Here is a 15,437-nt window from a genome sequence, read left to right as displayed (position 1 = left end):
CATAGGCCAACTGAGTAACCACGTCGGCTACGCTTTCTAAACTATAAATGGTTGAAGCCTTAAGAGAAGAGCGTACCCGCTGTAAGTCCGCCTGACTCACACCTCGTGCAGCGAAGTCATCAATGGCTTGATCAACATCCTTCATCAGCTCAGCCAGCGTTAAGCCCGACTGAGGATTCGCTCGAACATAAATAGCCAAGGTACAGGCTATTTCTCGACAATAATGGGAGCTACCAGCCGATAAGGCTTTACCGCTCTCCACTAAAGATTGATGCAATAACGAGCTTTTCCCGCCGCCGAGAATTTCCGAAAACATATCTAAAGCTACTTCATCTTCGGCACCGGCATACACCGTAGGATAACTAATATACAACAATGGAATATGGACTCGGTCTTCCAAGGAGATATAACGTGTTTGCGTTAGCTGGGCTGGCCAAGGGGTAACTTTAGGTACTTCAGGGCCGCTGGGAATAGTGCCGAAATACTTGTTCACCCACTCAAGAGTTTGAGCTTCGTCGATATCACCACCAATGCTAAGCACGGCATTATTTGGGCCATACCAACGTAAGAAGAAAGCCTTCAAATCGTTTACATCAACTCGATTTAAGTCTTCAACATAACCGATGGGTTGCCAAGAGTAAGGATGATCGCGGGGATATAGAGCCTCGCCCACCCGCTCAGACAACAAGCCATAGGGCGCGTTATCAACTCGTTGGGCTCGCTCGTTTTTCACCGTATCACGTTGTATTTCAAATTTCTTCTGACTTACCGCATCAAGCAAGAAGCCCATTCTATCGGCTTCTAGCCAAAGTACTTTTTCCAGCTGATTGGCTGGCACAGTCTGGTAGTAGTTGGTACGGTCTTGAGTGGTGGAGCCATTCATGGTTCCACCGGCTTCGTTAATAATTCGAAAGTGCTCTTGGTCACCAACGTGTTTAGAGCCTTGGAACATCATGTGTTCAAAAAAGTGAGCGAAACCAGATTTACCCTGTTGCTCTCGGCTAGAACCAACATGATAAGTCACATCCACATGGACTAAGGGCGCACTCTGATCTTGATAGAGTAAAACGGTAAGGCCGTTAGCCAGACGGTATTTTTTATAGCCTATCTGCAGTTCACTGCCATTGGCCTCCGCCTGCTCAACCAAACGCATCCCCGAAGGTAAGCTTGGCTCATTAGCTGGGGTAACATAAGCGCAAGCCGCTAAGGCAAGCACTCCTAATAGGCTAAACCACTTCAATCCCATGTTTACTCTTTTTAACATCAATTAACTCCAGCATAGGCATTAGCTAATACCACCAATATTGAATAACGCGCTAATTTCCCAATTAACATCAATAAGCTACTTTGCACTACTGGCAATTTAGCCGCGCCAGCCACAAAACATAACACATCGCCCACTAGCGGCAGCCAACTCAGTAACAATACCCATACACCAAATTTATTCACCCAAGGTTTAGCCTTAGCTTGTTGGGCTAAATCCGGTAGAAAGGCAAAGCGCCGATGGGCAAAATCGAACAAGCCCCAGCCCATAGCAAAGGTAATTAAACCACCTAAGGTATTACCGATACTCGCCACCAATAGCAAACTTAACCACTGCTCAGGATATTGGCTAAGCAGCCCTAACAATAACACTTCAGAACTACCGGGTAAGATGGTGGCCGACGACAGGGCACTCAAAAATAGCGCTAACAGCACCGCTACAAGGGCTCGACGAAATAGTTAGCGGGCCATAGCTCTCTAACATCTACATAGGCCATCCCTGCGGCTTGTGCCGCCGCAATACCCGCATCGGCATCTTCAAAGACTAAGCAGCGCTGTGGTGCCACCTGCATCAGTTCGGCACACTTTAAAAAAGTATCGGGGGCGGGTTTATGCCGAGCCACTAGATCGGCTCCAACAATCGCCTGCAACTGCTCAGCAATACCTAACTTATTCAGCAGCATCTCTGCTTGTTGCTGACTAGCTCCGGTACCTACCGCCATCAGCTTTTCACCTAAGTAATGCTCGAACACTTTTATTAAAGGGGTAACCTGTACCTCTTGATTCACTAGCTGATGATAACGTTGCTCTTTAGTCTCTGAGATTAAAGCCACGTCAAGATCTTGAATATTGGCCTGCTCAGCTAAGATTTCAACCGTTTGCTCGGTGGGTTTACCACTCATAGCCAACATTTGCTGCGCAGTAAAAGGAATATTGAACTTGTTTAAAGCATACACCCAGGCTTTTTGGTGCTGCCCCATAGAATCAATTAAGGTGCCATCCATATCAAAAATGAAGGCATCATATTCGACGTATTGCTCTAGTTGCATAAACACTCTTTGTTAAAAATTTTGGAGGAATAACAATTATTATCAGCATCATAACAATAAGCCCCACCATCAAGCACGAGTTGTTTATGGCTTTTTTGGCTGTTCCCAAGCCGTGATAAGCTGCTTAGCACCGCTATAGACTAAAATAATCTCTGTGAGGCGAGACGAAGTTGCTAAGTAAAGCGCTTCTTTTATCGGTTAATACGAGTAAACTAAATACCATCAATCACTTACGTGAACAGGTAGCGCTATGGTTCGGTTTTTTTTAGTACCTTTAATTCTAACCATTTTATGGACACTGTTTTTGTTTCATTATGGCTTAAGCTTTAAACAGGGTTTGAAGGGTTATTATTGGATCATTGGCGTCAGTTGCGCTTTAATTGGCTTTTTTAGTCTGATGATATGGATAACTCATTAGCAAAAAAAAAAAGCTTGCCGAAGCAAGCTTTTGATTAATCTCTCAAGTTTATCCTACCCAAGAGAGTAGAACCCCGGCCGCTACCGCACTACCTAATACACCAGCCACGTTGGGCCCCATTGCGTGCATCAATAAGAAGTTATGAGGGTTTGATTCTAAACCGACCTTGTTTACCACCCGCGCCGCCATTGGTACAGCAGAAACCCCAGCGGCACCAATTAACGGGTTAATCTTGCCACCACTTAAGCGACTCATTAGCTTAGCCATCAATACCCCAGAAGCAGTACCAATAGCGAAGGCTACCGCGCCTAAAGCAAGAATACCTAGGGTTTCTACGGTTAAGAACTTATCGGCAGAAAGCTTTGAGCCCACCGCAAGACCAAGGAAAATGGTCACCGCATTAATCAACTCATTTTGAGCGGTTTTACTAAGGCGATCCACTACACCACTTTCGCGCATCAAGTTACCTAGGCAGAACATTCCTACTAAAGGAGTTGCCGCAGGTAGGAACAAAATGGTCAAGCCAAGCACTGCAATCGGGAACAAGATTTTCTCGCGCTTACTTACCGGACGCAGTTGCTCCATTTGAATGGCGCGTTCTTCCTTGCTGGTTAGTGCTTTCATGATTGGCGGCTGAATAATTGGCACTAAAGCCATATAAGAGTAAGCCGCCACAGCGATTGCGCCGAGTAGATCAGGTGCCAACTTAGAAGCTAAGAAAATCGCCGTAGGACCATCGGCCCCACCAATAATGGCAATTGCAGATGCGTCAGCCAAGGTGAAATCAAAGCCTGGAATAGTGTTTAGCAAAATAGCCCCAAATAAGGTGGCAAAAATACCAAACTGAGCAGCCGCGCCTAGTAACAACATCCGAGGGTTAGCGATCAAAGCGCCAAAATCGGTCAGCGCCCCCACCCCCATGAAAATCAATAAGGGGAATACGCCGGTTTCAATACCCACATGATAGATGTAGTAAAGTAAGCCACCTTCCTCGGTGAATCCGGCATTGGGAATATTTGCCAGCACCGCACCAAAGCCAATTGGCAGCAGCAACAAGGGCTCGAATTTGCGTACAATTGCCAAATAAAGCAACAGCAAACCCACCGCCATCATCACCAATTGACCGAGCTCGAAATTAGCTAACCCGGTCTCAAGCCATAACTTCTGTAATCCTTCCACTTTTATGGCTCCCTTAAGCGATGCTCAGTAGGACTTCGCCCACTGCAACCGCATCACCTTCTTTAACTAACACCTGCTCAACCACACCGGTTTTTGCAGAACGGATTTCCGTTTCCATTTTCATCGCTTCCATAATCAGCAGCACGTCACCTTCTTGCACTTTAGCACCCGGTTGCACCACCACTTTAAAGATATTTCCGGCTAGCGGGGCTGGAAGCTCTTCAGCACTACCAGAAGCGGCACTGGCGACAGACTCACTGGCAACATTAGCAGAACTTGGAACTGCAGCTACGCCGTCAATTGAGCCTTCAGGACCCACATCAACAGTATAAAGTTGTCCATCTACTCTAACCGAGTAAGTTTCAACGCCACCGGCTTTAGCGGGTTTTGCAGCAACAGCCTTAACATCATCAGCACTAGGTACCGGCTCAAAGGCATCAGGATTGCCACGATTTGCTAAAAACTTCAAACCAATCTGTGGGAACAAAGCATAAGTCAGCGCATCATCGATTTTAGCCTCTGCCAAAGCAAAGCCTTTTTCGTTAGCCAATTGCTCTACTTCGGCTTCCAGGCGCTCCATTTCGGCCTCAAGTAAATCAGCAGGACGACAGGTGATCGCTTCTTCGCCGTTTAATACACGAGCTTGTAGCTCGCGGTTTAGCTCACCCGGCGCTTTACCGTACTGACCACTTAGGATACCAGCAGTTTCTTTGGTGATGGTTTTGTAACGCTCACCAGTAAGAACGTTAATCACTGCCTGAGTACCCACAATTTGTGAGGTGGGGGTGACCAAAGGAATGTAACCAAGATCTTTGCGCACTTTAGGAATTTCAGCCAGTACTTCATCAATCTTATCTGCAGCGCCCTGCTCTTTCAGCTGGCCTTCCATATTGGTAAGCATGCCGCCAGGTACTTGGGCAATGAGAATACGCGAATCCACGCCTTTTAAGCTGCCCTCGAACTTCGCATATTTCTTACGCACTTCTCGGAAGTAGGCTGCGATGGCTTCCAATTTAGTTAAATCCAAGCCGGTATCACGTTCTGTACCTTGGAGCATCGCCACAATAGTTTCTGTTGGGCTATGGCCGTAAGTACAGCTCATTGAAGAAATCGCCGTATCGATAATGTCGATACCCGCTTCAATCGCTTTCATATGAGTCGGTAGACTTAAACCAGTAGTGGCATGGCAGTGCAAAGCTAACTCTACATCGGTTTCGGCTTTCAAGCGTTTGATCAGCGTTTCTGCTTCGTAAGGCTTAAGTAAGCCAGACATGTCTTTAATGGCAATAGAATGACAGCCAATGTCTTCTAGACGCTTCGCTAGGTCTACCCAGTTCTCGATAGTATGGATCGGGCTAGTAGTGTATGAGATGGTTCCCTGAGCATGGGCACCGCAATCTAGCGCCGCTTTAACCGCCGTTTGGAAGTTACGAGGATCATTCATCGCATCAAAGATACGGAATACGTCCATACCATTTTTAACCGCTCGCTCAACGAAACGCTCTACTACGTCATCGGCGTAGTGACGGTAACCCAATAAGTTCTGCCCACGTAACAACATTTGTTGCTTGGTATTGGGCATCGCCTTTTTCAACTCACGCAGGCGCTCCCATGGGTCTTCACCTAAGTAGCGAATGCAGGCATCAAACGTGGCACCGCCCCAAGTTTCTAGAGACCAATAACCAATTTGGTCGAGTTGCTCAGCAATAGGTAACATATCTTCGATGCGAAGACGCGTTGCTAACAATGATTGATGCGCGTCGCGCAATACAACATCAGTTAATGCAAGTGGTTTAGACATTGCCTTAAATCCTCTTTAAGTTATTTGGCCTTCCGGTACTGTTGAACGGCAGCAGAAATTGCGGCTACCACGGCGGCGTTATTGGCAGGTTGGGTCGATTTTGGCGAGGCCGATCTAGGCTCGGCAATTTCTGCAATAGGAGGGGCGATTTTAGCCAAGCCCTTTACCGCAACAATTAATAGCGATAAGAAGCAAAATACGGCGATCATCCCGACCCCCATTAACGTTGCCGCTTCGACTAGCAGCTCGGTCAAATCCATCATAATTTACAATCCACGTCCTTTAAGATTGGCGTAAGAATTACACGCAAATCAATAAAAATCAAACCTGAAAGCTGAATAATTATTCAAATGTATATCATTGTTAACCGGATTATATCGATAAGATGCTCTACCACTACTATCGAAATAATCTTACATCAGTTAAAAATACCAAACCTTAACATTTGCGCAACATACAGTTAACGCACATCAGGTGGCTTTCCAGAAGGACTAATTTATCAGTTCGAAACAACGAAAAGTAGTCTTCGTGATCACAAGTGGAAAAATTCAAGATGAATAAATGATGAATAACAACAAGCGAGTAGTAGATTAAAATAAGATGGCGCGCGTGGAAGGATTCGAACCTCCGACCGCCTGGTTCGTAGCCAGGTACTCTATCCAGCTGAGCTACACGCGCGTGGGGTATAACAAGCCTAGAAGATATTTACCTAAGCTTCAAATAAAAAAGAAATGGCGCGCGTGGAAGGATTCGAACCTCCGACCGCCTGGTTCGTAGCCAGGTACTCTATCCAGCTGAGCTACACGCGCGTTGAAATCGATGGCGGTGAGGGAGGGATTCGAACCCTCGATAGGGCTACAAACCCTATACTCCCTTAGCAGGGGAGCGCCTTCGGCCACTCGGCCACCTCACCGCGATTTCGGATGCAGATATTACTGCTTCAAAAAATATAGTCAAACCTTTTTTGTTACTTTTCTCTCGTTCGTTCAGCTTTCGAACAGTTCGCAAAGTTTTTGACTAATAACTGGCTAATATGCCATCGCTAAACAAATTAGCAGTTAGTAAAAAAACAAAAGGAAGCCAATGGCTTCCTATGTGCTTTAGCATTAAATTGACGATACAGGCTTAAGCACCGGCGCTTTTTTCTGCTTGAATGCGCATATAAATTTCTTCACGGTGAACCGATACTTCTTTCGGTGCATTCACACCAATACGTACCTGATTACCTTTTACACCGAGTACAGTTACGGTTACTTCATCCCCAATCATCAAGGTTTCGCCAACACGGCGAGTCAAAATTAGCATTAATATCTCCTTAAATTGATATTTTTTTGTTCTTTAGTGACTTGTCACTTAGCTACTATTCTGTGGCAATTACTCCATAGACTAGCCTGTTTAAGCTTCAGAGTCATTATTATTGGTCTAGGTTATAGGCGGTATGTAGTGCGCGTACCGCCAGTTCCAAATACTTCTCGTCTACCACTACCGATACTTTGATTTCAGAAGTCGAGATTAGTTGCATATTAATGCCCTCGTTACCTAAAGTTTCAAACATGGTTTTGGCAACACCAGGATGGTTCATCATGCCAACTCCAACAATGGAGATCTTGGCTAAAGAGTCTTTTCCTTGAACGTCACGAGCGCCTAGCTCTTGAGCTGTTTGCTCTAAAAGCTGCTTGGCTCGTTTGTAATCATTACGATGCACCGTAAAAGTAAAGTCTGCGGTATTATCACCCATCGAGTTTTGAATGATCATATCCACATCGATATTTGCGTCGCCAATCGGCGCCAAAATAGATGCCGCTACCGAGGGTTTATCAGGCACACCCAATATGGTTAAGCTTGCTTCATCTCGATTAAACGCGATGCCTGAAATGACCGGTGACTCCATTTTATTTCCCTCGTAACTAATTAAGGTCCCCTGACCTTCGGTAAAACTAGATAATACTCTTAATGGTACGTTGTATTTACCGGCGAATTCTACCGCGCGGATTTGTAGCACCTTGGCCCCTAAGCTAGCCATTTCTAACATTTCTTCAAAAGTAATGCTGTCTAGCCTACGGGCTTTCGGCTCTACTCTTGGGTCTGTGGTATACACACCATCAACGTCAGTGTAGATCTGGCACTCATCGGCCTTTAGGGCAGCAGCAATGGCCACCGCCGTGGTATCTGAACCACCACGCCCCAAGGTAGTAATATAGTTGTCAGGACTACGTCCTTGGAAACCAGCAATTACCACCACTTTGTTTTGTTTTAAGTGGCCGTGAATATTATGATCATCAATATGGGTGATGCGAGCTTTACCATGAGCATCATCGGTATGCATACGAATTTGGTCGCCAGTCATAGATATGGCATCGCAACCTCGTTTCTGCAGCGCAATACTGAGCAGCGCAATGGTGACTTGCTCACCGGTTGATACCAATACGTCCTTTTCACGCTCGCAGGCATTCTCATCGATTTCTTTTGCCAAGCCCAATAAACGGTTAGTTTCACCAGACATAGCCGAAAGCACGACCACAATGTCATCACCCGCTTCCTTACAACGAATAACTCGCTCTGCTACCGCTTCGATACGTTCAAGCGTGCCAACCGAGGTACCACCATATTTTTGAACAATTAGTGCCACTTGCTTTCCTTTTACTTAACACTTAGCCAATTACAACTGCTCACTGAGCCACTGTTTAACGTTTTCCAGAGCTTTAGGTAAACCGTCTGCCTGATTACCACCAGCCTGTGCCATATCAGGTCGACCACCACCTTTACCGCCTACACATTGTGCCGCGATATTAACCATTTCACCGGCTTTCACTCGAGCCGTTAGATCTTTAGTTACCCCGGCCACCAAACTGACCTTGCCATCATTCACTGCGGCCAGAAGAATAACACCACTCTCCAGCTTCACTTTGAGTTCATCGACGCTGCTGCGTAGAGCTTTACCTTCAACGCCTTCGAGGTGGGCCAATAATACTTTCACACCATTAATGGTTTGTATTTGATCTGTCGCATTATTACTCGCTGCACTGGCTAACTTCGCTTTCAGTTGGCTAATATCTTTTTCCAACATTTTATTGCGGTCAACCAATTGCATTACTTTTTCGCCGATGTTGAACTGATCACCTTTTACCAAGTTAGCGGCTTTTTCGGTTTCTTCGGCCAAACGGTGAATCAAATCAATAGCAAATTGGCCAGTCACCGCTTCAATACGGCGAACCCCAGCTGCGATACCCGCTTCACTGGTGATTTTAAAGAAGCCAATGTCGCCGGTATGATTAACGTGAGTGCCGCCGCAAAGTTCTGTGGAGAAATCCCCCATGCTCACTACGCGTACATCGTCGTCATATTTTTCGCCAAACAGTGCCATTGCTCCGGCTTGTTTGGCTTCGTCTAAATTCATCACTTTAGTAATGACCGGTAAATTTCGACGAATTTGCTGGTTAACTAAGTGCTCAACCTGACGAATCGACTTCATCGACACCGCTTCAAAATGAGAGAAGTCAAAACGCAAGCGCGCCGCTTCAACCAACGAGCCCTTCTGCGCAACATGCTCGCCTAAAGTTTGACGCAAGGCGGCGTGTAATAAATGGGTGACCGAGTGGTTTAACGCGGTATTCCAACGACGACGAGAATCAACACTCGCTTTCACTTCCAAAGGCAGGGATAACGCTGCGCCTTGCACATAACCCTTATGTACAAAGGCTTTACCAATCTTAACCGTGTCTTGAACCACAAAGCTTCCGCCCGAGTAAATCAGCTCACCCGCATCACCAGCCTGACCACCAGACTCGGCATAAAATGGGGTTTTATCCAATACTACTATGGCGTGTTCGCCTTCGTTTAACTGGCTTTGTGATTGACCATCACGGTAGATATCAATGATGTTAGCCTGAGCTTCTAAGTGCTGATAGCCCAAAAATTCGGTCTCAGCATCGATCACTAGATTATCGTTATAGTCGGTGCCAAAATTACTCGCTTGTTTGGCTCGCTCGCGTTGCGCCTGCATCGCGGCTTCAAATTGCGCCTCGTCGATGGTCAGCTCGCGCTCTCTGGCAATATCGGCGGTTAAGTCAGCCGGAAAACCATAGGTATCATAAAGCTTAAACACTAACTCACCAGGAATAACCTTACCTTCAAGCTCATTAAGAGCCTCATCCAAGATCATCAAACCGCGATCTAAGGTTTTGGCAAACTGCTCTTCTTCAAGCTTCAGTACTCGCTCAATCACCGGCAACTGCGTTTGCAGTTCTGGGTAAGCTTCGCCCATCTCTTTCACCAATGCTGGCAATAACTTGTAGAAAAAGGCTTCGCTGGCACCGAGTTTATTACCATGGCGAATCGCACGACGAATAATTCGACGTAATACATAGCCACGCCCTTCATTTGCGGGCATCACACCGTCGGCAATCAAGAAACCACAAGAACGAATATGGTCAGCAATCACTCGTAACGATTTGTTCTCTAAATCTTTAGTGCCAATGATCTTAGCCGCCGCCGCGATAAGATTTTGGAAAATATCGATTTCATAATTGGAGTGTACGCCCTGCAAAATGGCAGCAATACGCTCCAAGCCCATCCCGGTATCCACTGAAGGATTAGGTAAAGGATCCATGCGACCGTCGGCTTGACGGTTGAATTGCATGAAAACTACGTTCCATATTTCAATAAAGCGGTCGCCATCTTCCTCGGGACTTCCTGGAGGACCACCCCAGATATGTTCACCGTGATCGTAGAAAATTTCAGTACATGGACCACAAGGACCGGTATCGCCCATCTGCCAAAAGTTATCTGACTCAAACTTCTTATCCGGTGATTTATCGCCGATGCGTACGATGCGATCTTTAGGCACACCAATTTTGTTTGCCCAAATATCGAAGGCTTCATCATCGCTTTGGTAAACCGTTACCAATAGTTTTTCTTTTGGTAGCTTAACGACTTCAGTTAAAAACTCCCAAGCGTAGCCAATCGCGTCTTCTTTGAAGTAGTCGCCAAAGCTAAAGTTACCGAGCATTTCAAAAAAGGTATGATGACGCGCGGTATAACCAACGTTCTCTAAGTCGTTATGTTTACCACCCGCTCGAACACAACGCTGCGAAGTGGTAGCTCGGCTGTAGTTACGCTTATCGATGCCAAGGAAAACATCTTTAAATTGATTCATCCCCGCATTGGTAAACAATAAGGTGGGATCGTCATGGGGAACCAATGAACTACTGGCAACTATCTGGTGATTTTTGCTGTTAAAGAAGCTTAGAAAGGCCTCTCTCACTTCAGCTGAAGTCATCTTCATTAAACTCTTTCCTGGGGGTTCGTAGCAACTCGAGTGCTTAGTCAATACCAAGGCAACTCGTTGATTAACGCTATTAAAGGTGAAATCGTAATTAATCGCGACAATATATCACGCAGACCCTTGCAGGCAAAGTGTTCAGGGCTTATTGCTGAGCTTGTTCACTAAACAAGATATTGATTAAGTCGGCGTCAAAACCGCGACGAAACAGGTAGGCTCGGCATTTTTGCTGTAGCGGACCACGCTCTGGCAGCCCCTGCTTGAATTTTCGACAAAAGCTGAGTTCTAAAGCTTGATACCAGTCCCACTCAGGATCGCTCAGCACTTTAGCCACTAGCTCGCCGCTAATACCCTTTTGCCGTAAATATTGGCGAATATAATTGGGGCCATAACCCTTAGCAAGACGAGCCCGTGTCAATGACTGAGCATAGCTTTCATCATCTAGCCAGGCATTTTGCCGAGCGTAATCTAGCGCATCGCTGATTTCGCTTTCATCGAAACCTTTTTGCTGAAGCTTTTGCGACAATTGCTGCTGGCTATAAGAGCGCCTTGACAGCAAATCGATGGTGGTATGTAGAGCACTTCTCCTGGTCATAACAAAAAGGAGCCTTGCGGCTCCCCTCATGAACTGTTTATGCCTCTTCGTCCACAGGCGCTTCAGCCACTGGAGCTGGCGGCTCGGGAACAACATCTTTATTTAGAAGGTTATTACGAATGGTCATTTCAATTTCTTGAGCAACTTCTGGATGCTCTTTCAGGTAATTAGAGGCATTGGCTTTACCTTGGCCAATTTTATTGCCTTTGTAAGAGAACCAAGCGCCAGCCTTATCAACCAGTTTCTCTTTTACACCTAAATCGATTAACTCACCATAACGGTTAAAACCTTCACCATACATGATTTGGAATTCGGCTTGCTTAAATGGAGGCGCAATTTTATTTTTCACCACTTTAACGCGGGTTTCGTTGCCCACCACTTCATCACCGTTTTTAACCGCACCAATACGACGAATATCTAAACGTACCGAAGCGTAGAACTTAAGCGCATTACCACCAGTGGTCGTTTCTGGGTTACCAAACATTACACCAATTTTCATACGAATTTGGTTAATGAAAATACACATACAATTGGTTTGCTTGAGTGTACCGGTTAACTTACGCAAAGCCTGCGACATTAAGCGAGCTTGTAAGCCTACGTGGCTATCACCCATATCGCCTTCAATTTCTGCTTTAGGTGTTAAAGCTGCCACCGAGTCGATAACAATCATGTCTACAGCACCAGAGCGAGCTAACATGTCGGTAATTTCTAGCGCCTGTTCACCTGTATCCGGCTGAGAAACCAATAAGTTATCAACATCTACACCTAACTTTTTAGCGTAAATAGGATCGAGGGCGTGCTCGGCATCAACAAAGGCACATACCTTACCCGCTTTCTGAGCTTGGGCGATGGCCTCTAAAGTTAATGTGGTTTTACCTGAGCTCTCAGGGCCATAAATCTCAATCACCCGGCCCATAGGTAAGCCGCCAGCGCCCAAGGCGATATCAATAGATAAAGAACCAGTAGAAATAGTTTCTATATCCATGGTACGGTTGTCGCCGAGCTTCATGATTGAGCCTTTACCAAATTGCTTCTCAATTTGGCCTAGGGCCGCAGCTAATGCCTTTTGTTTATTCTGATCCATATCGCCCTCGTAGGTGCTATAAACTATCTTAATGAACAGTAGTATACTGGGTATTCATACAGTATCAAGTTTATTCCATAAAATTCGTAAAAGAGTTTTGCCTAATTCACTAGCAGCTTTTATCCTAGCTGTTTCGTTTTGCCACAACCAATTCATACAACTAGCCTAATGACAGAAACAAATCTAGAAAAACACACACCAATGATGCGCCAATACCTAAGCTTGAAGGCGCAACATCCAGAAATTTTACTATTTTATCGCATGGGTGATTTTTACGAATTGTTTTACGATGATGCCAAACGCGCTTCAGAGCTGATGGACATCTCCCTCACCAAGCGAGGTCAATCCGCAGGCACCCCGATCCCAATGGCTGGCATTCCTTACCATGCCGTCGAGAACTATCTTTCTAGATTAGTACAGCTAGGTGAATCAGTAGCCATTTGCGAACAGGTGGGTGATCCAGCCACCAGCAAAGGGCCGGTTGAACGTAAAGTGGTTAGAATCATCACCCCAGGCACGGTCAGTGATGAGGCTTTGCTCCAAGAAAAACAAGAAAACTTTTTAGTCAGCGTGGTTAACCAACAGCAAAACATTGGTTTGGCCTATTTAGATATTGCCAGCGGCCGCTTCGTGATCAACCAGTTTACTGGAGAACAACAGCTTCAAGCGGAACTACAACGCTTAAATCCTGCCGAGCTACTTTATCCCGATAATTTTGAATACTCGGCTTATTTAGCTAATTACAAAGGCCTACGTCGTCGTGGTGAATGGGAGTTTGACCTTGCCACCGCAGAAAAAGTGCTCAATCAACAGTTTGGTACACAACACTTAGACGGTTTTGGCGTATCTGAATACCCCTTAGCCTTAGCCGCCGCTGGATGTTTGATGCAGTACGTACAAGATACTCAACGCACTGCCTTGCCGCACATCAATGCGATTATCGTAGAAAACCAAAGCCAGTTTATTCAACTGGATGCCGCTAGCCGTAAAAACTTAGAGCTGACTCGCAATCTATCGGGCGGTATCGATAATACCTTAAGTTCTGTGCTTGATCGCAGTTCCACGCCTATGGGCAGCCGTTTGCTTAATCGCTGGATCCATCAGCCTCTGAGAAACCAACAACAGGTAAGTCAGCGCCAAGATTGCATCGCCGAAATTCTCAAGCAAGACCTCTATCTAGAGCTGCAAAGCCAGCTTAGGTCCATCGGTGACATAGAGCGGATCCTTGCTCGTTTAGCTTTGCGTTCGGCTCGACCTCGTGATTTGGCGCGTTTGCGCAATGCCTTTGTGCAACTTCCCCAATTGCAAGCTAGCTTACAAGCTTGCACTGCTTTAAGCCCCTTAGCCAAAGCGATTAGTCAGTTTCCGGAAATTGTCGACTTACTGCAACGCGCCATTATCGATAATCCGCCGGTACTAATCCGTGACGGCGGCGTGATAGCCGAAGGCTACCATCAAGAATTAGACGAGTGGCGAAGCTTAAACGATGGAGCCACTCAATTTTTAAGTGATATTGAACAGCGAGAGCGTGAACAAACTGGCATCGCCAACTTAAAAATTGGCTACAACAAAGTACATGGTTTTTACATTGAAGTAAGCAGAGCGCATTCAGAGCAAGTGCCTGAGCACTACATTCGTCGGCAAACCTTAAAAAATATGGAACGTTACATCATTGCCGAATTAAAAGAGCATGAAGAAAAAGTACTCGCCAGCCAAGGCAAGGCGCTAGCCTTGGAAAAACAGCTTTATGAACAATTACTCGACTTACTGCTCCCTCACTTAAATAGCATGCAACAGAGTGCTCAAGCTATCGCTCAATTAGATGTATTGTGTTGCTTGGCAGAGCGGGCAGAAACCCTTAACTATGTTCGCCCTAATTTTGTCTCTCAACCAAACATTACTATTCAAGCCGGACGCCACCCGGTGGTAGAGCAAGTCAACGATACTCCCTTTATCGCCAACCCACTGGAACTCAATGATCAACGTAAGTTATTGATAGTGACAGGCCCCAATATGGGTGGTAAATCGACTTACATGCGCCAAACCGCCTTAATATGTTTAATGGCCTACATTGGCAGTTACGTTCCAGCAGACAGTGCAGAACTGGGGCCCATAGATAAAATTTTCACCCGCATTGGTGCCTCCGATGACTTAGCGAGTGGCCGTTCTACCTTCATGGTGGAAATGACCGAAACCGCCAACATATTGCACAATGCCACCGCTAACAGTCTGATTTTGATGGATGAAATAGGCCGAGGCACCAGCACTTACGACGGCATGTCGCTAGCATGGGCGGTAGCTCAAGCCTTGAGTAAACTTCATTCACCGACGCTATTTGCTACCCATTATTTTGAACTGACACAATTGCCAGAACTATTAAGCGGCGTTGCCAATGTTCACCTTGATGCGATAGAGCACCAAGATACCATTGCCTTCATGCATCAGGTTCAAGATGGTGCCGCCAGCAAAAGTTATGGTTTACAAGTAGCAGCTCTTGCCGGTATTCCTAAGCCAGTGATCCAACAAGCAAAAGCCAAACTGAAACAGTTAGAATCACTACAGCCAAGTGAGCCCAAGCTTACAACTGAAGAGATGGGTGAGCAATTAACTATCGAGCTAAATGAAGCGGAACATCCCATCGTTGAACAGCTCAAGCAACTTGACCCCAATGAGCTATCTCCAAGGGCGGCGTTAGAACTGCTGTTTCAACTCAAGCAGCAAATTGACTAAGTTCAGTCATAAAAAAAGGAAGCTAGGCTTCCTTTTT

General features: G+C 45.9%; 12 protein-coding genes and 3 tRNA genes. 1 reads left to right on the top strand and 14 read right to left on the bottom strand.

The annotated features are described in order from the left end of the window. From ACQY6Q_RS13570 to recA, 14 genes are all read right to left on the bottom strand, one after another. The coding region (locus ACQY6Q_RS13570) for a M16 family metallopeptidase (protein ID WP_427982180.1) at positions 1-1,246 on the bottom strand (1,246 nt) is incomplete at its 3' end. Between the two features lie 17 nt (positions 1,247-1,263). Next, entirely contained in the window at positions 1,264-1,680 is a 417-nt protein-coding gene (locus tag ACQY6Q_RS13565) for a YqaA family protein (protein ID WP_427982179.1), read from the bottom strand. 20 nt (positions 1,681-1,700) lie between these two features. Beyond that, complete coding sequence (locus ACQY6Q_RS13560) at positions 1,701-2,312, bottom strand: beta-phosphoglucomutase family hydrolase (protein WP_427982178.1); 612 nt, start codon at positions 2,310-2,312, stop codon at positions 1,701-1,703. A 466-nt stretch (positions 2,313-2,778) separates the two neighbouring features. Beyond that, entirely contained in the window at positions 2,779-3,909 is a 1,131-nt protein-coding gene (locus tag ACQY6Q_RS13555; protein WP_427982177.1) for a sodium ion-translocating decarboxylase subunit beta, read from the bottom strand. Between the two features lie 13 nt (positions 3,910-3,922). After that, positions 3,923-5,710 carry a sodium-extruding oxaloacetate decarboxylase subunit alpha gene (gene oadA, locus ACQY6Q_RS13550; RefSeq protein ID WP_427982176.1) on the bottom strand — a complete coding sequence of 596 codons (1,788 nt, stop codon included), beginning with the start codon at positions 5,708-5,710 and terminating at the stop codon, positions 3,923-3,925. A 20-nt stretch (positions 5,711-5,730) separates the two neighbouring features. Further along, positions 5,731-5,973 carry an OadG family protein gene (locus ACQY6Q_RS13545; protein ID WP_427982174.1) on the bottom strand — a complete coding sequence of 81 codons (243 nt, stop codon included), beginning with the start codon at positions 5,971-5,973 and terminating at the stop codon, positions 5,731-5,733. Between the two features lie 338 nt (positions 5,974-6,311). Continuing rightward, a tRNA-Arg gene (locus tag ACQY6Q_RS13540) sits at positions 6,312-6,388 on the bottom strand. A 54-nt stretch (positions 6,389-6,442) separates the two neighbouring features. Further along, a tRNA-Arg gene (locus ACQY6Q_RS13535) sits at positions 6,443-6,519 on the bottom strand. An 11-nt stretch (positions 6,520-6,530) separates the two neighbouring features. Beyond that, positions 6,531-6,623, bottom strand: a tRNA-Ser gene (locus ACQY6Q_RS13530). Positions 6,624-6,835: 212 nt separating this feature from the next. Next, positions 6,836-7,015 carry a carbon storage regulator CsrA gene (gene csrA / locus ACQY6Q_RS13525; RefSeq protein ID WP_016402827.1) on the bottom strand — a complete coding sequence of 60 codons (180 nt, stop codon included), beginning with the start codon at positions 7,013-7,015 and terminating at the stop codon, positions 6,836-6,838. A gap of 109 nt (positions 7,016-7,124) precedes the next feature. Further along, the gene (locus ACQY6Q_RS13520; RefSeq protein WP_427982171.1) at positions 7,125-8,339 is read right to left on the bottom strand and encodes an aspartate kinase; all 1,215 of its coding nucleotides are present in this window, start codon (positions 8,337-8,339) and stop codon (positions 7,125-7,127) included. A 30-nt stretch (positions 8,340-8,369) separates the two neighbouring features. Continuing rightward, positions 8,370-10,994: an alanine--tRNA ligase gene (alaS, locus tag ACQY6Q_RS13515; protein WP_427982170.1), complete on the bottom strand. Its 2,625-nt coding sequence runs from the start codon at positions 10,992-10,994 to the stop codon at positions 8,370-8,372. A gap of 142 nt (positions 10,995-11,136) precedes the next feature. Next, a complete protein-coding gene (locus tag ACQY6Q_RS13510; protein ID WP_427982168.1) occupies positions 11,137-11,586 on the bottom strand; it encodes a regulatory protein RecX in 450 nt (149 codons plus the stop codon). 37 nt (positions 11,587-11,623) lie between these two features. Beyond that, positions 11,624-12,670, bottom strand: a complete 1,047-nt coding sequence (gene recA / locus ACQY6Q_RS13505; RefSeq protein ID WP_427982167.1) for a recombinase RecA — start codon at positions 12,668-12,670, stop codon at positions 11,624-11,626. A 168-nt stretch (positions 12,671-12,838) separates the two neighbouring features. On the opposite strand from recA, the gene mutS reads away from it, so the two are divergent. Then, complete coding sequence (gene mutS / locus ACQY6Q_RS13500) at positions 12,839-15,400, top strand: DNA mismatch repair protein MutS (RefSeq protein WP_427982166.1); 2,562 nt, start codon at positions 12,839-12,841, stop codon at positions 15,398-15,400. The last annotated feature ends 37 nt before the right edge of the window (positions 15,401-15,437 follow it).

The organism is Agarivorans sp. (assembly GCF_050295395.1).
In the GTDB taxonomy this organism is placed as follows: Bacteria; Pseudomonadota; Gammaproteobacteria; order Enterobacterales; family Celerinatantimonadaceae; genus Agarivorans.
This window is presented reverse-complemented; position numbering and strand designations above follow the sequence as displayed.